This window comes from Dyella sp. GSA-30 (genome assembly GCF_027924605.1).
GTDB lineage: Bacteria > Pseudomonadota > Gammaproteobacteria > Xanthomonadales > Rhodanobacteraceae > GSA-30.
Genome location: NZ_AP027042.1, coordinates 4,576,667 through 4,594,947 on the forward strand (window position 1 = coordinate 4,576,667; position 18,281 = coordinate 4,594,947).

The 18,281-nt window shown below is 60.1% G+C and carries 21 protein-coding genes; 14 read left to right on the forward strand and 7 right to left on the reverse strand.

Features of this window, described 5'->3' with window-relative positions:
- Window positions 1-263: 263 nt before the first annotated feature.
- Both QMG46_RS19440 and QMG46_RS19445 read left to right on the forward strand, forming a co-directional pair.
- Entirely contained in the window at window positions 264-590 is a 327-nt protein-coding gene (locus QMG46_RS19440; protein ID WP_281849513.1) for a hypothetical protein, read from the forward strand.
- 62 nt (window positions 591-652) lie between these two features.
- Window positions 653-1,192: a Spy/CpxP family protein refolding chaperone gene (locus QMG46_RS19445; protein ID WP_281849514.1), complete on the forward strand. Its 540-nt coding sequence runs from the start codon at window positions 653-655 to the stop codon at window positions 1,190-1,192.
- A 69-nt stretch (window positions 1,193-1,261) separates the two neighbouring features.
- On the opposite strand, the gene QMG46_RS19450 is transcribed toward QMG46_RS19445, so the two are convergent.
- Window positions 1,262-2,437 (reverse strand): DUF1444 family protein, encoded by a 1,176-nt coding sequence (locus QMG46_RS19450; protein WP_281849515.1) that lies wholly within the window; start codon window positions 2,435-2,437, stop codon window positions 1,262-1,264.
- Between the two features lie 198 nt (window positions 2,438-2,635).
- On the opposite strand from QMG46_RS19450, the gene QMG46_RS19455 reads away from it, so the two are divergent.
- Window positions 2,636-2,815 carry a DUF1737 domain-containing protein gene (locus QMG46_RS19455; protein ID WP_281849516.1) on the forward strand — a complete coding sequence of 60 codons (180 nt, stop codon included), beginning with the start codon at window positions 2,636-2,638 and terminating at the stop codon, window positions 2,813-2,815.
- Window positions 2,816-2,837: 22 nt separating this feature from the next.
- A complete protein-coding gene (locus tag QMG46_RS19460; protein WP_281849517.1) occupies window positions 2,838-3,293 on the forward strand; it encodes a GFA family protein in 456 nt (151 codons plus the stop codon).
- On the opposite strand, the gene QMG46_RS19465 is transcribed toward QMG46_RS19460, so the two are convergent.
- Window positions 3,290-4,684: a serine hydrolase domain-containing protein gene (locus QMG46_RS19465; RefSeq protein WP_281849518.1), complete on the reverse strand. Its 1,395-nt coding sequence runs from the start codon at window positions 4,682-4,684 to the stop codon at window positions 3,290-3,292. The two genes, QMG46_RS19460 and QMG46_RS19465, sit on opposite strands and share 4 nt — an antisense overlap.
- A 162-nt stretch (window positions 4,685-4,846) precedes the next feature.
- On the opposite strand from QMG46_RS19465, the gene QMG46_RS19470 reads away from it, so the two are divergent.
- Window positions 4,847-5,854, forward strand: coding sequence for a hypothetical protein (locus tag QMG46_RS19470; protein ID WP_281849519.1), 1,008 nt, complete (start codon window positions 4,847-4,849; stop codon window positions 5,852-5,854).
- Window positions 5,847-6,134 carry a GIY-YIG nuclease family protein gene (locus tag QMG46_RS19475; protein WP_281849520.1) on the forward strand — a complete coding sequence of 96 codons (288 nt, stop codon included), beginning with the start codon at window positions 5,847-5,849 and terminating at the stop codon, window positions 6,132-6,134. Before QMG46_RS19470 ends, QMG46_RS19475 begins: the two co-directional genes overlap by 8 nt.
- Window positions 6,135-6,298: 164 nt before the next feature.
- On the opposite strand, the gene QMG46_RS19480 is transcribed toward QMG46_RS19475, so the two are convergent.
- Window positions 6,299-6,754, reverse strand: coding sequence for a hypothetical protein (locus tag QMG46_RS19480; RefSeq protein WP_281849521.1), 456 nt, complete (start codon window positions 6,752-6,754; stop codon window positions 6,299-6,301).
- Between the two features lie 21 nt (window positions 6,755-6,775).
- Window positions 6,776-7,318: a hypothetical protein gene (locus QMG46_RS19485; RefSeq protein ID WP_281849523.1), complete on the reverse strand. Its 543-nt coding sequence runs from the start codon at window positions 7,316-7,318 to the stop codon at window positions 6,776-6,778.
- 212 nt (window positions 7,319-7,530) lie between these two features.
- Here QMG46_RS19485 and QMG46_RS19490 point away from each other — a divergent pair, with 212 nt between their 5' ends.
- The 6 genes from QMG46_RS19490 (at window position 7,531) to QMG46_RS19515 (ending at window position 13,329) form a co-directional block, all read left to right on the forward strand.
- Window positions 7,531-7,761: a hypothetical protein gene (locus tag QMG46_RS19490; protein ID WP_281849525.1), complete on the forward strand. Its 231-nt coding sequence runs from the start codon at window positions 7,531-7,533 to the stop codon at window positions 7,759-7,761.
- 65 nt (window positions 7,762-7,826) lie between these two features.
- A complete protein-coding gene (locus QMG46_RS19495) occupies window positions 7,827-9,224 on the forward strand; it encodes an Hsp70 family protein (protein ID WP_281849526.1) in 1,398 nt (465 codons plus the stop codon).
- A 102-nt stretch (window positions 9,225-9,326) separates the two neighbouring features.
- A complete protein-coding gene (locus tag QMG46_RS19500) occupies window positions 9,327-10,757 on the forward strand; it encodes an FUSC family protein (protein WP_281849528.1) in 1,431 nt (476 codons plus the stop codon).
- An 18-nt stretch (window positions 10,758-10,775) separates the two neighbouring features.
- The gene (locus QMG46_RS19505; protein ID WP_281849529.1) at window positions 10,776-11,660 is read left to right on the forward strand and encodes an MBL fold metallo-hydrolase; all 885 of its coding nucleotides are present in this window, start codon (window positions 10,776-10,778) and stop codon (window positions 11,658-11,660) included.
- On the forward strand, window positions 11,657-12,112 hold the full coding sequence (locus QMG46_RS19510) for a hypothetical protein (protein ID WP_281849530.1): 456 nt from the start codon (window positions 11,657-11,659) through the stop codon (window positions 12,110-12,112). Before QMG46_RS19505 ends, QMG46_RS19510 begins: the two co-directional genes overlap by 4 nt.
- A 209-nt stretch (window positions 12,113-12,321) precedes the next feature.
- Entirely contained in the window at window positions 12,322-13,329 is a 1,008-nt protein-coding gene (locus QMG46_RS19515) for a hypothetical protein (protein WP_281849531.1), read from the forward strand.
- Window positions 13,330-13,341: 12 nt separating this feature from the next.
- On the opposite strand, the gene QMG46_RS19520 is transcribed toward QMG46_RS19515, so the two are convergent.
- Window positions 13,342-14,745 carry an aminotransferase-like domain-containing protein gene (locus QMG46_RS19520; protein WP_281849532.1) on the reverse strand — a complete coding sequence of 468 codons (1,404 nt, stop codon included), beginning with the start codon at window positions 14,743-14,745 and terminating at the stop codon, window positions 13,342-13,344.
- 100 nt (window positions 14,746-14,845) lie between these two features.
- On the opposite strand from QMG46_RS19520, the gene QMG46_RS19525 reads away from it, so the two are divergent.
- Together QMG46_RS19525 and QMG46_RS19530 are read left to right on the forward strand one after the other, a co-directional pair.
- Window positions 14,846-15,766 carry a DMT family transporter gene (locus QMG46_RS19525; protein WP_281849533.1) on the forward strand — a complete coding sequence of 307 codons (921 nt, stop codon included), beginning with the start codon at window positions 14,846-14,848 and terminating at the stop codon, window positions 15,764-15,766.
- Between the two features lie 260 nt (window positions 15,767-16,026).
- Complete coding sequence (locus QMG46_RS19530; RefSeq protein ID WP_281849534.1) at window positions 16,027-16,995, forward strand: VirK/YbjX family protein; 969 nt, start codon at window positions 16,027-16,029, stop codon at window positions 16,993-16,995.
- Here the strand turns inward: QMG46_RS19530 and QMG46_RS19535 are convergent.
- Window positions 16,966-17,886, reverse strand: a complete 921-nt coding sequence (locus tag QMG46_RS19535) for a hypothetical protein (protein WP_281849535.1) — start codon at window positions 17,884-17,886, stop codon at window positions 16,966-16,968. The genes QMG46_RS19530 and QMG46_RS19535 overlap by 30 nt on opposite strands.
- Entirely contained in the window at window positions 17,876-18,223 is a 348-nt protein-coding gene (locus tag QMG46_RS19540; protein WP_281849536.1) for a PadR family transcriptional regulator, read from the reverse strand. Before QMG46_RS19540 ends, QMG46_RS19535 begins: the two co-directional genes overlap by 11 nt.
- Window positions 18,224-18,281 lie beyond the last annotated feature (58 nt).

Genomic DNA, 18,281 nt, shown 5'->3' on the forward strand with positions numbered 1-18,281 from the left:
AGGCGTCCTGTCGTGGAAAGTTACGCCAGTGTGGCCGGGCCCTGCTGACAACGTCCTGTCAGCAGGCAGCCCTTTCCAGCCCCACCGCACAAAACCATCACACTCGCTTTGAGTAAATCCGTAGCCGGTATACCCTTGCGAGCGCCAGCTGCCAAGGAACAGCACTCTTGCAGGGAATCTGGCTGCCGTATCGAGTACATCGCGCCGGCGCCCTTGCCGGCCTTAATCACGCAACGGATGTTGCACGTGAGGAGGTTACGCTGATGTCCCGCCTTTCATTCGTCTCGATCTGTCGACAATGCGTCTTCGCCATGGCGGCGCTGAGCATGATTGCCGTATCCATGCCGGCCGATGCCCAGCGCTATCGGCATGGCGGCTATCATCGTCCACCGCCACCACGCTACTACGGCCGTGATCGCCACCGCGGCGGCGGCTCCGGGAATGTGATCGCAGGTGCCTTGCTCGGCGTCGTCGCCGGCGCAGTCATCGCCAACTCCGCTTCGAATGCTTCACAGCCGCCGCCGGCGGTGGTCTATCGCGATCCGCCGCCGCCACCGCCACCGGGCGTGTATTACGACGACGGTTATTGAGCAGCGCGACGCTGCCGCCACGGAACGCTTTTTTCCCGAACGCCTCGAATCGGAGCATCCCTATGAAGAACGCCATTCGCAAGGTCGCCGTCCCTGCCCTGCTATCGCTCGCTGTTTTTGCGCCGACGGCATGGGCGCAGCAATCACCGACACCATCGAGCGATGCTGCAGCAAGCACACCCGCCAAGTCGCACGCGCAGCGCCGCGCCGATTCGGTGGAACGGCGCATCAACGACCTGCATACGCAGCTGAAGATCACCGACCAGCAATCCAAGCAATGGGACGCCTTTGCCCAGACCATGCGTGACAACGCGCAAAATACCGGTCAGGCCTTTCACGAGCGCTCGCAGAAGCTGTCGACGATGAGCGCGCCCGATGCGATGAAATCGTATGCCGATCTTACTCAGATGCATGCCGACAACATGAAGAAACTCTCGTCCTCCTTCAGCGACCTCTACGCCGTGTTGTCCGACGAGCAGAAGCAAACCGCCGATACCTTGTATCGCAATCAGAAAATGGGGCACAACAAGGGCCCACATAACCGGCACAAGGGCGGCAAACCGGCCAGTTCCTCTTCCGCAGGCGCTGCCGCCACGCAGTGATCGATCATCGGTCGTCCAATGCAAAGGGCCAGGTACGACCTGGCCCTTTTTTGTGGTTCCGAAACTTTGTCAGGCAGGGCTGCGATCAGGCACGTTCCAGGCGCTTTCGGCGTGCTGCTTCAACCGATGCATCTGATCCTCGGAAGGAAAGCCGCTGACCCGATAGCGTTCGGGCAGCAAGTGCGGCTCACGGTTCAAGCCACCGAGCACCTCGACCACGATGTCCCACGGCACCGAGACGATCTCCTTGACCGCCGTGCAATAAAACCAGACATAGTCGGCACGCGGGAGTAACGCATCGACGTTGCGTGTCCATTGCACCGAGCTGATAAAGCCACCGAGCTTTCCATTTTTGAACACCCGGTAGCTCGCCACGAAAATATCGATGTTTTCCTTTTCGTGTATCTGGTCGAGCAGTTTTTTCTGGTCGTCGTACACGCTCATCGTGCCTCGATACCTTGCCTGGCGAAAGCGCTCGCTCGCCGGCAGGTTTTCATCGAATGCCGACCATTGACCATCGCGCAGACGGAACAGCTGATATCCCAACGGCCGGGTGTTCGTTTCCAGTACTTCGACCGCAATATCGGCCAGTTCGGCGATGCCTTGGTCGTTGCCGCTGCCGGTCACCAGCAAGTGGTCGCGCGACGGAATCGCAATCACCGGATCGCCCTGAATCGGTAGCCGATAAAGCATATCGGTCAACAATAACCGGGAGGCGTCAAAGACATCGCTCCAGGCCGACAGGAACACGCCATGGGGACTAACCCGGAAATTCGGCTCGGTACGATCGCGCAGATTGTCCATCGCCCGCTTCAATGCCGTGTCGAAATCGAGGCCCCACTCGTCGAGCTTGTCCTGGGACACGGATGTCGTAGCGTGCGCGGAATCGACCACCAGCGAAATCACCAGGCGATCAAAGAACGGCTTTGATGGCGCAAGTTTATACGCCTTGTCGCCATCGGCCAGACGTGCCATCAGACGCGCGAATTCGAAGGCCGCGCCGTCGCGGATCACCGGCATGAGATTGGCGAGCGCCGCCTCGCGATCGGACATATCTGCAGGGGCGACGAACGCCATGATGTACTTGTCCAGCACATCGGCCCGATTGCCACGAGCAGCTTTTTGATAGTCCTGAAAAACATTGCGAAGATTGAACGTCATCGCGCAATCGCGCGAATCCTTGAAACTGAGGCTGAAATCGCGGCTGTTATAGACGATATCGCTGAATGCACCCATTTTCGGCATGCGCCGCATCGCCACCGACGCAAACCGGTCGGGCGTAAGGTCTCGCCGAAAAATATCCAGGATGCCCACGAATCCCCCGATTCGGAACAGCAAAGCCACATAGATACCTTTTTACAGCAAATCCAGGCACATGGCGCACCTGCTTACAGGGTGCGGCCACGATCGCCTATGATCCAGGTCTCAACTGGAGATCGCAGCATGTCCGACACCCCACCCGATGGGCTTCCCAGATACCGGCTGTTGACCGGTAAGGACGACGCCTCGTTCTGCCAGCGGGTTTCCGAAGCGCTGGCGCTCGGCTATCAACTCTATGGCTCGCCCGCCGCCACCTTCAATGGCGAACACGTCGTGGTGGCCCAGGCCATCGTCTGGCCCTGATCGGGTTTCAAGGAGCAATCGCATGTTGATTCACGGCAAGTGCCACTGCGGCAACGTGGCTTTTTCCCTGACCTGGGCACCCGATCCGACCGAGATCCCCGCGCGTGCATGCACGTGTACGTTCTGCACCTCGCACGGTGCCGTATGGACGTCCAATCCGCAGGGCGCGCTCGAGATCGTCGTGAACGATCCGGCAATGGTCTCCCGCTATGCCTTTGGCACCGAGACCGCTCAATTCCTTGTCTGCTCGCGCTGCGGCGTCGTACCAGCCTGCATATGCGTCGCCGAAGACCGCCTCTATGCCGTCGTCAACGTCAACACCTTCGATAACATCGACCGCGCGCTGTTCAATCACGGCACCGTCAGTTTCGACGGAGAGGATGCCACGTCGCGCGTAGCGCGTCGCCAACGCTATTGGATCGGCGATGTCACCTATGTAGAAAGCGACAACCGCAACGTGTTCGTGCATAAGGGCTAGAGGGGCATTGTATCGCTGGCAACTCGTAGCATCGGCAGGGCCGGATCGTCGCCGCCCTCGAAATAGTCCAGACGGACGACCTTGCCGCTTGCATCGCGCACCGGCGTGAAATAGCTCAGCTCGTCAGGTACGAAATACAGCCGCTGATTGACGGTAAGCATCAGCGGCACCGCATGGCGGTTGCTGCGCTGGCCATAAAGCTGACCGTCCTTGATGGAGAGCGTCTCCGTCGTAGCGTCATCGATACGATAAACACCTTCGAAGGCGCGTAGCTGATCCTCGGTCAGCTTGGCGGGCACCGGGTCGGCATACGGTTGCCCCAATGCGATCGCCGCCATACGACGCGCCATGGTCCGGGCATCGAAGTTGTCGTCGTTGGCCAGGACAACGACGGTAATGTCCTGTTGAGGCAAATACGCCAGCGCGGAAGCGAACCCGTCGATCTGACCGGTATGCCCCACCATCTCGTTACCGCGCACCTGCCAGATATACATGCCGAACCCGTAAGGGTGCGTCGATGCACCTGGCACATTCGCTACCGCCGTCGTCATTTGCTTGAAACCATCGCGCCCAACTACTTTGCCTTGCGCCAACGCACGCATCCAGTGCAAGAGATCGTTCGCGGTGGACACGAGCGCACCCGCGGCGGCCGGCACGCTGGCGTTGATATACGACGCGTTCTCGACATGGCGATTTGCGTTATCCGTGGTGTAACCGGCCACGCGCCTCGGGACAATCCTCGCGTTGTCGCCGTAAGCGGTCTCTTTCAGGTCCAGCGGCTCCAACAAGGTCGTGCGCAGGGCGTCCTGCCATGGCCTACCGGTAACTTTTTCAATCACGGCACCCAGCAAGATATAGCCGGCATTCGAATAGGCAAAACGCGTACCCGGAGGAAACGACGGCTCGCGTTTCTTGATCTCGGCGATCAAGGTCGCGGTATCGACCTTGCGGGCAAAAAAGCCCGGTTGTGGGTCGTGCACGATATCGGACACACCCGCCGTGTGGTTAAGCAGCTGACGCAACGTGATCGTTTCACCGTTGGCAATACCGGGAACATAGGTTGCGAGCTTGTCGTCAAGCGACAATTGGCCAAGCTGGGCAAGCTTCACCACCAGTGCCGCGGTAAACATCTTGGTGATCGAGGCGATTCGAAATGTCTGGTCCGCTTGAAGCGGTACGCCTAACTCGATCTGTGCACTTCCCCGAGCGGCTCGATAAATGATCTCGTCCCCCCGGGCTATCAGAATCACCGCGCCAGGCCCGTCGCTCGATGTCGCATGCTCCAGGGCGGCCTGGGCTTGTTTCGCAACAACCGCCGATGTCACCGGTACCGCGACGGCAATCGGTGCCAGAGCAGCCATGACAACGAAGCAGAACGAGCGTATGACCATGATGGATACCCCGCAATAGCGCAATAAAGCGAACCCCCTACATCCATGTTGAGATGCGGTGGCTCCCGTTTCAGTTTAAAAGCATGCCCCCCGTTTTCGCCGGACGCTGTCCGCTTCATAATCCATCGCGTCGCCGGGCCTCATATCTATCGAAGGAAACGCATGGATTCCCAGGAAGTCGCCAAGGTTAAACAACCCCCCGTCCTTTTCAGCAAGACCCAGGGGCTGATCGAAAAGATTACCCAGAAGCTGGGCGCACCGATGGTCACCTATTGGAACAACCCGCGCGGCTCCATCTGCCATAGCGATGCGGTGGCATTGTTCGAGCTGCTGAACAACCTGGGCCATCCCGACACGTTGTACCTCTTTATCAAGTCCGACGGCGGCGCCGGCCAGGCTTCGCTGCGCCTGGTCAGCCTGCTGCGCCAGCATTGCAAGCGGCTGATCGCACTGGTGCCGCTGGAGTGCGCCTCGGCGGCGACCATGATCACCCTGGGCTGCAACGAGATTCAGATGGGCCCGATGGCCTATCTCACGGCCGTGGATACCTCGCTTACCCACGCACTGTCGCCGGTCGATCGCGACAACGATCGCGTCAGCGTCAGCCTGGACGAGCTTACCCGCGTGATCCGCCTGGGCCGCGCCGAACACAGCAGCACCACCGAAAACCCCTATCAGGCGCTATTCCAATATGTACACCCGCTGGTGATCGGTGCGGTCGATCGCGCCGAATCGCTGTCCATCATGCTGTGCAAGGAACTGCTCGCCCATCACATTGCCGATGAAACCACCGGCGAGCGGATCGCCCAGACGCTCAACTCCAAGTACCCGTCGCACAGCTACCCCATCCTGCTCGAAGAGGCGCGCAAGATCGGCCTCAACGCTACTCATCTGTCACCGGAGATCAACAGCCTGCTGCTTGAACTGCACCAGCAATATGCCGAGATGGGCCAGAAGGCATCGACCGATTTCGACGAGTGTCACGCGCACAGCAACGAGATCCTCAATATCTGGGAGACCGGCGGCATGCAGATCTTCTTCCAGCAGGACAAGGACTGGTTCTACCGCTCCGACGAACGCCGCTGGATCACCATGAACGACCATAGCGGCTGGCGCCGCGTGCAGCGCGTTGGCGGCAAGATCAAGAAGGAGTTGTTGCACATTGTCTGAGCACGATGCTATCGGCGCCACGACGACATCGTGGTGCCTTTACCTGATCGAATGCCGCGACGGTACGTTCTATGCGGGCATTACCAATCGTCTTGAGGCTCGCTACGCCGACCACGTGGCGGGGCGCGGGGCGCGCTATACGCGCGCTCATCCGCCTTTGCGGCTGATCGGTGCCAGGCCGTATGCGAACCGCGCGGAAGCGTCGCGAGCGGAGTGGCAGATCAAGCAGTTGCCCAAGCAGAAGAAGGTGGCTTTTTTGTTGGAAAGCCCTGCTGTCTAGAAGCCCCCCCTCACCCCAGCCCTCTCCCCCGGCAAAGCCAGGGGAGAGGGAGCTAAAAGCGCGCAAGATTCATATTCGCCTCTGTGTACCCCTCTCCCCTGGCTTTGCCGGGGGAGAGGGTCGGGGTGAGGGGGTACAGGAAGCGATGCGAAGCGAGCCTTCCGCTATCGAGCGCCAGCATCTTCAACCAGCATCAAATTCCATTTCCACCACCAATAGTGATACTCACGCTCCTCGACCCGATAGTGCCGATCACAAAACGCGCAACGGCATACGTAATAGTCGACCCACTTCGCATCGTCCAGCACAGTCGCCTCGATCTCGACATATCCTGCCTTCGCCTCGTCGGCAGGATTGTAGAGATCGTCCATCGGGTACAGGACACACAGACACTCGTCGGAACGCTTGAGGAACTCCAGCTTCCGAAAGGCAAAGTCCAAATGACTGCTGTTTGGCCTTAGCGCGCCACCCAGCGCCACGCCGCGTGTCGCCAGCTTCAAGTCATCCAGATGCGTGACAAGGACGGCCAGCTCCTGCTTGTCCCGCAGATGACGGATGGCGCCAGATGCAGCCCATATGCGATGCGGATCTTTCGACAGCATGTCGTCGAGAATACTCATGACTTACGTCGTGCCCCTTGCCTAGTCAATCTCTCGCACAAAAATCCAGCCCTTGGTTGTCAAGAAATAGGCGCTGGCGGCGCCTTCTTCTTCGCCAAAATAAAACCCGTTACGCCGAGTCCTCAACGACGCCACTGCGCCCTGCTCCGGCGCAAAAGCGTAAGAATCCGTATGGTGATGGAACCCAGGGGGCGCGACGCTCAATCGCATGTTTTCATATGGCCCATTCCAGGTGAGCAGAGAGCTCACCATATGGCCTTTACCCTGACTCACCACAGCAACGAGCCTGTATCCACCACCTTTTTTCGATGGCATAAGCAGCGCCCAATCGGCCTGACCGTCCGCATTGAAGTCTGCCAAGGTTACCAACAGGCATTGACGCCCGGTTTTTGCCTCAAGTTGGCGATCTTGTTCCTCGGTATCGGTGGCCACAGGAAGGCGCTCTTCTGGAAACCTTTGTACAAGGAGCCGACGGACCGTCTCCGGAATACTGCCGATACAAGGATCCGCAGAGGCAGACTGCGACACCAGGAGCAGCACGATCCCCAAAAGAAACGATCTCATTCCGCCTCCTTTTTACGCCCGCGACGAGCTTTATCTGAGCTTGACCGGTGGCTGTACGGACGGCAACGGCCCACGATACGTTTTACCCCTATGCCATGACCTTTGCCTGGCATGCACTCCATAGCGCCCGCTTTCCGCCCTACATAAGGCCCAGGTCGTCGCCTATCGTGGCTGTGTCGACACAAGCCTGATGACGCCATGCTGGTGACGCCATGAAGAAACATCATTTGATCATCATCGGCTCGCTTATTGCCCCTGCCATCATCCCTGCGGCTTATATGACCGCCTCGCTGCTATTTTCCGGCTATCCGTTCGGCGCCCCGGGCCACCTCCACAAGTTCATCCTGGCTAGCGCGACCATCGCCGGCCTGAGCTATGCAGCCTGCGGCCTTGCGTATGCTTCTCTCGCACTGGTCTTTCTCGTATGGCGGCGCTTTTCGTAGCAGAGCACTTGGGCATATCGCCCCGCCCCGCCATAATGGCCGATTGCCTCACCCCTCTGATCCCCATGCACATCGGCATCGATTTCGGCACCAGCTACTCGGCGGCCGGCGCCATCGTCAACGGCAAGCTCACCCTGGTCCGTTTCGGCAATGCCGAGCAGTTCCGTACGGCTGTGTTCTTTCCGGAGCTGGTACCCGACCCCAACGACTTCGAGCTGACGCCCGATCTGCAGGCACAGCTCGAAGCGCAGCTGCGCCTGGCACGTACCCAGCACCGTCAGGAAGCTGCGGCAGCCAGCGCTCGCGGACAGCTCGCGGCAGCGCGAAGCGACGACGAGCTGAGGCGCGAAGCGCTGCGCGTGGTTCGCCGACAATGGATGGAAGACCAGACCCGCGAAGCGGTGGCGTCCGTTGCCAGCTTTCAGCATGCGCTGTTCGGCGAGGAAGCCGTGGAGGGTTATCTAGATAGCGGCGGCGGCAATCTGATCGAGTCACCCAAGTCCATGTTCGGTTACCGGCTCGATCCGCAGGTGCGCAAGGTGATCGTGCATATCGCCACGCATATCCTCGAGCACATCCGCCTTACTGCCAGCCGGCAGTTCGGTGCGCCGGTGCGCGGCGCGGTGATCGGTCGGCCAGTGGAGTTTCGCAGCTCGATGGGCGCCAAGGGTTCGGAACAAGCGATCGATATTCTGCGTGAAGCTGCCGCCATCGCCGGTTTCGACACGGTGAATTTTCTCGAAGAGCCCGCGGCTGCCGCGATGCACTATCACAAGAGTCTGGATACCCGGCAGCCCGCACTTATCGTGGACATCGGCGGCGGCACCACCGATGTGACCTTTGCCCAGCTCGGCGGCGACGAACACCCGCAGATCGTGCGTAATTGGGGCTTGCCCAAGGGCGGTACCGATCTCGATGTGGCCTTGAGCCTGCACAGCTTCATGCCGTTGCTGGGTAAAGACACAGTCCGCGTACCCCAGCATCAGTTCGTCGAAGCTGCCAGCGTGCACAACCTGCCCAAGCAGCGCGAGTTTCGCAAGCAGAACTATCGGTTGATTCCCGAGCCGTTCGGCTCACGCCTGCGTGCATTGCAGGAACTGGGCGCCACCACCCGGCTCAACCAGCTTGCCGAGCGCACCAAGATCACCTTGAGCACCGAGGCAAACTACCAGGCCGACCTGGATTTCATCGAATCGAAGCTTGCCGCGGAAACCGACCGCGAAGATTTTGACGCAGCGATCGAGTCGTTTCTCCAGCAGCTCGAACGCACCCTTGGTACGGTGCGGAGCGACCTGGAGCAACTCCCCGATAGCGTCTTTCTTACCGGCGGCACGTCACGCTCGCCGCAAATTCGAGAGCGCGTGAAACAAAGCTTTCCCGAGATGCCGCTGGTACTGGGCGATCCGTCGCTGGGCGTAGTGTCGGGCTTGGCAGTGGCCGCCAGCGAAATGGACGACGCCTGAGTATCGCTTCCTAGTGCGTCGACTTTGCCGGACAGCTCAAACCAGGTCGCGTATAGTCGCCAACCGGGGAAACTATCCGCGCATACGATGCCGACAAACACCTTGACTGAATCGCAAGATCTGGCCAAAGGCACTGCGGTTCTTGCGCGCGCCTTCGCCGCGGCGATAGTGACCATGCTGGCCGCGCTCGCCACACTGGCATGCGCCATGGCGATCGACCCGGAGCCAGGACCGGGCGTGCTGGCGATCGTGCTTTGCATGTCCTTTGCGCGCAGCCACCTGGATCACAACCTGCGTGGGCGGATCGAGGCCGCTATTGCGTTACCTGTCGTGGGCCTGGTGGTTACCGGAGTGGGGATGCTGCTTCACCGCGCTCCCTGGATCGGTGCGGGCGTATTTGTGACAGGCATCTTCGTATCGATCTGGATGCGGAAATTCGGACCCGACGCGCGACGCGCCGGCTCGCTTATCGCGTTGCCATTTATCGTCATTCTCACTACGCCTTATATCCCGACGAAGCATGTCAGCCACCTTGTTGCGGCCCTGGTTCCGATCGTCGTGGCGTTACTGGCCGTGTTCTGGGTGGCTGTATTTCAAGCGTTGGCGCGTCGGCTTCATATCCTGCCCCCGTTGCGGGAAGTCGCCGCGCCCATCCCGGCAGCAACGGCAAATGAGAGTTCGCTACATCCTTTGGCAAGCACACGCATGGCGCTGCAGATGGCCGTTGCGTTGGCCGTTTCGTTTGTCGTCGGGTATGTCTTTTTTGCCGAGCGCTGGGCCTGGATCGTGCTCACTGCATTCATCGTCAACAGCGGCAATCGCGGCCGCCTGGATGTTGCCTATAAAAGCGTACTGCGCGTCGGTGGCGCTGCCGTCGGCACCGTGCTGGCTCTTGCCTTTACGCTGCATATCGGCGCTCACGATGTCACCACGGTCGCCTTGATTCTCGCCTCGATTTTCCTCGGCCTGTGGTTGCGCCCGCTCGGATACGCATGGTGGGCACTGTTCGTCACTCTGGCGCTGGCCCTTTTGCAGGGTTTCAACGGTTCGACTGCGCAAAACATCCTGTGGCCTCGCCTGGAAGAGATTGTCATCGGTGCCATCATTGGCGTGGTGTCCGCCTGGGCGGTGTATCCAGTCAGATCCACCGCAGTCCTGCGTCGACGCATCGCCGATACGCTGGCAGCCTTGTCGGAGGCCGTCGATCCCGCCACACACGAACGCAGCGCGAAGGGTTTTGTCGCCGGACTTGCCGAGGTAGAGCAGGTCGCTCCGGCATTCAGGGCCAGCCGCCTTGCCACTCGGTGGCTCAAGCCGGTTCACCCTGCCGATTGGATCGATGTGCTCGCCGCATGTCGCGCCCCTGCCATCGCACTGATCGCAACGGGCCAGACCCCGGGGGCGGTGCGCAAAGCGGTCGGAGCCGCGCGCAAGGCTCTACGCGAGCCTGAAGGCTTGCTGCCTGCGCTGGAGGCCATGCGACGGTCGCTGATGGATATAGACTTGGCGCAACCACTCACGCCCCACGACTAGACTCCAGGTCGACTTTCCATGCCGTCACCTGATCCACGCCACCCGTCCGTCGAGCCGTTCTTTCACAAGGACACCGGCACGTTTACCTATGTCGTTCACCATGCGAACTCGGCGGTGGTCATCGATCCGGTGCTCGACTACGACGCAGCGGCGGCAAGCACAAGCACCGCTTCTGTCGATCAGGTAGTCGCATTCGTTCGCGACCGGCAATTGAACGTGGCCTGGATTCTCGAAACCCATGCGCATGCTGATCACCTGAGTGCAGGGAGCTACCTGCGCGATACCTTCAACGCTCCATTGGCCATCGGGCGAAAGATCGTCAACGTCCAGGCGCACTTCAAACCCCTGTTCGATCTGGGCGACGAATTTCTGCCGGATGGTAGTCAGTTCGATCGTCTGCTCGACGATGACGATGCATTGATCGCTGGCGAGATGAATGTTCGCGTGATGGCCACGCCCGGCCACACCGATGATGGCCTCACCTATTTGATCGGCGATACGGCCTTTATCGGCGACACGCTCTTCGCGCCCGATACCGGCACGGCACGCTGTGATTTTCCGGGTGGCGATGCGGCTTTGCTCTACCGCTCCATACAAAAGATTCTTTCGCTGCCTGCGGACACACGCATCTTTCTCTGCCACGACTATCCTCCCCACGGGCGGGCCCAGGCACCGGAAAGTACGATCGCCGCGCAACGAGAGAGCAACGTGCACGTTGGGCGAAACATGGCGGAGAACCAGTTCGTCGCCATGCGACAAGCACGCGACGCCAGCCTCGCCGTTCCCAGGCTCATTCTTCCGGCTCTCCAAATAAATATTCGCGGCGGGCGCCTGCCCTCGTCCGATGCAAACGGTATCGCGTATCTCAGGCTGCCCCTGAACCAGATAAGACGCAAGACATGACGACCTTTCCTCAGGCCGACTGCCTGGCGCACCTGGAGTCGCTTCGCACTGCGCCGATAACCGATACCTCGCTGCCCTCATGGCTTGCGCAAGCGCTTCCTCATGGGAACACCGATGGGAGCCTGCCAACCATCATCGATTGCCTTGTTCAATTACTGACGGCAAAGAAAGGAATGTGGCAGGCGGCGCTCGATACGGGGCTGGTCGCGGACGAGCTGCGGCGCTACCAGAAGTTCGCAAAGCCTGGCCAGCCATCGGCTCATATCGTCCAGCTCCGGCAACGGCAGGCTGCGGCCCGCCAAGCTTCCAGCATGGCGAGACAATCATTTATCAAGGCTGCTGCTGCATTCGTTCGCGAGGCCCATATCGACGTGCCACGGCCCCTGACACTCGAAGCGTTCGTCGCCCGCTGGATCGAGAACGTTATACCGACCTCAACTATTTCTGGCTAAACATTGAAATCCCTTGAAAGTCGGGCGTTCAACTAGCCCGAATCCCCATCCCTCCGATCTTGCATCTCTCTTTAAATGGGGAGGAATGTCTGTCTTTCGGGACGGACTCCCTATTGTCGGCACTTGTCGACCTGCCATGCCCCACGTACTTTTTTGAACCAGCACTCTGGATCGACCGCCCGGCATATGGAATCCACAGGAGGGGCCGCATGCCTCATCAACATGGCAAGTCCGCAAAAGCATCGGGAAAAACCACGCCAAAACACCCTTCGCCCAAACAGCGCAGGTATGAGGCACGCTACGACCGTACGCTCACCGCATCGCAGGGTAAGGCGGGCTCCTTTCGGGACAACGTGGTTGACAGCGTGTCCACCGGTAAATCGATCACCAAAGGTGCTTTCAGGTCACCCTCCAACCCTACACGTCGCGGCTTCAGCAGCGGCTATCACGAATCCTATCTAGTTACGGATGCGGTCGATCAGCTGTCTCGGCGCAAGGTCGGCAACAAGCAGGGATTTTCGAGCCTGCCCAAAAACACCCGCGGTTACTGGAAGAAACATTCCGGCGCCAAATTCCCTGAAAAGGCCCTGCGTGCTGCCCTGAAAGCCGGCGACGGCGCAAGGACGGACACGGCACGCACCATCCTTAGCGCACCTCGCGGAGGTTCGGCCGGCCATTCGGGTTCAGGCGTGCATACCGGCTCGCAGTCCCAGGCCCATGACCTGCTGCGCGATCAATCGATACGCGCACTATCTGACCCAAAGATCAGTCCGGAAGCCCAAGGCGTGATTGCCGGTTTGACGACTGTCTGGTCGATAGCGCCCGGGAAGCATGCCAGCCGAGTGAAGAACGCGGCAAAGCTGAAGGATTCCTCCGCCAAGTCGAGCTGGGAAGAGGATCGCAACGAAGCAAAGCTCCGCGTCCGGCAGTCATTCCGCCAGCTGCCCAAAAAAGATCAAAAGCGCGTGCTCAAACACGAAGAGAACTTCTTCAAGAGCCTGGGCGATACCACCCGCAAGCGCTCCCGAAACGAACCTGGCTCACCGCTGCGCGAAACCGGTTCACGAAAAGGAAACGCCATTCATGGCGGCGACTATTTCGCTAAATCATCTAAATCATCTAGTTCGAAACGGCCGCGACTGGACCCACCCTCCAAGGCCAGTCCAAGGGACACGGCGCTGTATATCACCGAACCTTTCCGCGTAAAGCGGCAATAATAAACGGCAGAGCTACACTGCCCGCTTCGCCAACTGCCCCAGCTGTTTAAGCGCCAGTTCCAGCCTCTCGTCCCACGGCAAGCCACAACAGAGCCGCATACAGTCGGTGTAGTCGCCACGGCTGGAAAACAATACGCCGGGTGAGGTGCCGATACCTTTCGCAAGTGCGGCTTCGAACAGTGCACGACCGTCTCCACCATCTGGCAATTGCAGCCACAAAGACAAACCGCCCCGCGGTTCGCTGGCCCGGGTGCCAACGGGCCAGTGGCGGGCAATAGCTTCATGCAGACGTTGCGCGTTGTCAGCCAGCGTGCAGCGCAAACGACGAAGGTGCCGCTCAAGATCGTGCCGTTGCAGATAGTCGGCCATGGCCAGCTGGGGCAAGCTTGCGCAACCGACGCTGGAAAAATACTTGGCGCGTATCAACGCTTCGGTCCACGCACTACCGGCCAACCAGCCGACACGAAGACCGGGCGCCAGTATCTTGGAGAACGAACCGCAACTGATCACGATGCCCTGCTTGTCCCAGCGGCGCAGAGGCGATGGGCGCTGGCCGGACCAGGCAAGCTCGCCGTAGATATCGTCTTCGATGATGACGGTGCCATGCCGCGCACAGCTTTTCAGCAGTGCCTGTTTATCGGCATCGCTGGTCAGGCTGCCAAGCGGGTTGTTGAAGTTAGGTATGAGTATCGCTGCTCGTACCGTGTTCTGTTGCAACAGTTGTTCCAGACGAGCCACGTCGATGCCCTGCCCCGGAAGATTGGGCACCTCCAGCACCTTCAATTGCAACGCCGCTACCGCCTGCAAAATGCCGTGGTAAGTCGGCGTTTCAACGACGACGACATCGCCAGGCTTGGTGACGGTGCGCAGCGCCAGACTGATCGCCTCCATCGCACCGGCCGTGATGACAATCTCGTCCGGCGCCACCGCCGCACCGACCTGCGCGTAGCGCTGCGCGATCTGTCGGCGCAATACCAGATGACCTTGCGGCGGCGCGTAATCGAGCGACGCGGCTTGCCCATGCCGCAAACAACGTGACAGCGACGCGGACAATGCCGCCTGCGGCAGCAGCGATGGCGCGGGCGTCGCGCTGTGCAGCGGCAGCACATCGCTGCGCGCCAGCATATCCAGCACGTCCTGCAAGGCCGGGTTGCTGACCGTGCCGGGCACACGGCGGCGTGTCGATCTCACCACAGGCGGCTGAGGCATGGCCGCACGTACGAAATATCCGGAACGCGGGCGCGCCACTGCCAACCCCTCCCGCTCCAATTGCAAACAGGCCTGTACAGCCGTGGCTACGCTGACGCCATGACCTTGAGCCAACTGGCGAATCGAGGGTAGCCGCTCCCCGGCGCTCAGCGCGCCTTGCGCGATCTGCTCCCGCAATTGCTCGGCCAACCGCTCGTAGAGAAGCATGAGCCCACCCCATCTGTACTGGTCAAAATACATATTATCTGAATCTGTACCTGTCAAGGCGACCTGCCTAGGCTGGGCTACCATCCCCAAGGAATACGTCATGTCCCCTACCGCTGACCGTGGAGGCGCACGCACGGCGCTGTTCCAACTGTTGTTTGCCGAGCTGTTGATTGGATCGGTAGGCGTCTTTGTCCACGAAAGCGGGCAGGATCCGATTACGGCAGTGTTCTATCGATGCCTCTTCGGCGGACTCTTTCTATTGGGCTGGGGCCTCGCACGCGGCCATCTGAACGGCCTGCTATCGGACCGGACGCTATTGCGCGGCGCGCTGATCAGCGGTGTATTGCTGGTGCTCAACTGGGTCGCGTTGTTTGCCGGCATGGCACGCTCGTCCATCGGCGTGGCCACGCTGGTCTATCACTTCTTTCCCTTTGTCATGCTGATCCTCGCCGCCTTGTTTCAGGGCGAACGAACACAGCCGGCCGATCTGTTGTGGACGCTGCTTGGCTTTGTGGGTGTCGCGTGCGCGGCTGACCCGGGACGCCTGTGGCACGATGCCGATGCGTCTTACCTCGTCGGTATCGGGCTCACCCTTTTGGGGGCGGTCCTGTGTGGCGCATCGCTGCTTATGTCCCGACAGATCGGCCGGCAGCGGCCGTTCGCACTGGTGATGATCCAGTGCTGGGTAGGCGTGGCGATGCTGGCGGGTTTCAGCAGCGGCGGCGTGTTTCACGCCGGCCCGCATTGGGCATGGCTGGTGGGGCTGGGCGTGATACACAGCGGCATCGTCTACGTGCTGTTCTATTCGTCGTATCCGCGTTTGCCGGTGGTCACTATTGCGGTCGTCGCGTTCGTTTACCCGCTGGTGACGCTGATTCTCGATTATCTGATCTACGGGCACCGGCTGGTGCCGGTGCAACTGATGGGACTTGGGCTGATCGTGCTCAGTACGCTTGGGGTCAATCTGAAATGGCGCTTGTTCCAGTGGCGTGGTCGCCGGACCGGCGCTTCACATACTTGAGTGCCGCAGGAGTTGCATCTGCCACGATTTACCTCGATACAATCGAAGGACGCAACTGAAGGAACACCTCCCTTACTCGTCATCCCGGCCTGCGCCGGGATGACGATGATTTGAAGTTGTCGTCATGGCATAGCCACCGCCTTTCTTGCATCAAACTGACGGCGACGCAATATTTATCGCCCAACCCGACAGTCGCAAAAAATCGCAAGTCTCACTACAAGAACTTGCGATACCGTGCTCGCCTTTCCGCAGGGGGCTGCATGGATTCGTTGGGTTATTTCGCGCGATCGTTCCGCGCACGGCATGACTGGCAAGACACGTTCAGTGGCTTGAAATATCTGATTCGCAGCGCATCGCATTGGCGTCAGCATCGGGATTGGCTCGCGTTCCTGCAGTCGCATCCGCTGCTTCGTGCAACGGTTCGCCGCCACCCTCGCGTGCAAGAGCGTTACCAGCATCCTTACTTGTGCCAGGGCCTGGATACGCCGCAACGCCTGAGAGTTCTGCGAAATCATTACCTGGCCGCGTTGCGTCATCTGCATCCCGATGCCTATGCCGAGATCTATATCGGCAACGGCCTACTTTGCGGTCCCTTCGCGTTACGGCAGGGGCAGCAGTTTCACTTGAGAATCTCCGCATGCAGCGGCGTGGAATGCGAAGGCGAGCTGCGTGTGGCCCTGGTCGATACGGCATCCGGTCGCGATATCAGCCACGCCTCCATGAGCCTGACCGATAGAGGTCGCACGTTGATTGTTGGCTGCCTGCAAGGTGCGCGTGGTGAAGGCAATCGCGATGTGGTGCGCGACTTCACGCGTGAAAGCCACGGCTTGCGCCCCAAGAACCTGCTGCTGTCGATCATCTATGTCATCGCCCAGGGGATGCATGCACGCGTACTGGGCGTCAGTGGCAAAACCCATCCCCTGCAGGGACGGCAAGGCTTCGTGGCGCCGTATGACGACTTCTGGCAGGAGAACGGCGGCAGCCTCGACGACCGAGGGTTCTATCTGCTGCCCGAACGCGAACCGATACGACTGGAGTCAGCCGTGGAGAGCAAGAACCGCGCGGCATTCCGCCGTCGCGAGGCGTTGCGGCAGTCGGTATGCACTACCCTTTCGGAAGCGCTGTTCCGCCGCGGCTATCCCGAGATCGAGCAGGCATTGGGCAAGTTGCTGAGCACGAAGACCCAACCTGACGAGAAACTACCGTCCGACGGTGCCCTTGCCAGATAAAGAACGGTGCTCGCCCCCGGAAGGGAGATTACCCAGCCCACGGTAGAGTTTGACCCCGAGATCGATAAGCAGGAACAGCACAATCGCGCTGATCAGGTTGGGAGCGGCCTTGTTGAGTGCCGGCGATTTGAATATATCGCCCGCGGTGACAAACCAGATGAGAACCGCGATAACCGCTATTCCCAGGCCAAAATCAACGCGTCGCAGCCATGGATTCCACCGCCCACGAACCGCAAGCACTGCAAACAACACGGCCTGGCATAGCCAAAGGGCAAACAGCACAGGCAGGCGCGACGCATAGAAGGCCGGATCGTAATCGAGTGTTGCGGAAAGCGTTCCCCCACGGGTGATCTGCGAGAAAAGCCAACCCGGCGCGCCATACGCCACGATGCCGACAATGATCAGCACGATAAACGAGATGGGAACAAGCCGATTCACGCTGTCGCGCCCACGCGGCACCCATGATGGCGCCGTGCGTTTGCGCCGCTGAACGATGCCCTGCAAACCGAAATACGTCACCAGCACGCCCAGCCATATAAAGATCGCCTCGCCCAGATCACCCGACTGCGGCGGCGGATTGCCAAGCGGACTCAGCGCAATCAACACCGCGATGCCGATGATCGCGGCAAACAGAAACCTGCGCGTCTCCGTCGGCGGAATGATGGTCCGCGGTTCGAAATAACGAGCGGCCACTTCTTTAGGCGCGCCAAACGCTCTCAAGCCTTCCAGCGCAATATCCGCGTCCAGCGCACGCCCTTGGGCTTCGGCCCTGGACTGCAGGTCTTCGCGCAGCAGCTCGCGCAGCTCGAGAGCGACATCGTTGCGCTGCTTGCGCGGCAACAACTGAGCAACGTCCTGGACATAGGCATCGATCAAGTTATCAACGTCCATCGGATCCTCCATTGGTGAGCAACCGATCCATCGCTTCGTTCAGGCCATACCAGGTCTCGGTCAGCCGCTTGAGAAGACGCCTGCCTTCCGTGCTCAGCACGTAGTAGCGCCGTGGTGCGCCCTCGTTCGTACGCCATTCGCTGGTCAGGACTTCTTGCGTCTCCAGACGACGCAGCAAGGGGTACAGCGTCCCTTCTTCGATAGGCATGCCACCTTCGGCAAGTGCCTGCCGTAGCTCATACCCGTAGCGTGGTGTGCGCAGCTGCGACAGCGTTGCCAGCACGATCACGCCACGGCGCAGCTCAAGCGCAAGAGTCGGGGTGTCATTCTCAGCCATGTACCGCACAGTACTATGTGGCACATAGGTCGTCAATAGCCCATCGACTGATCGCCTC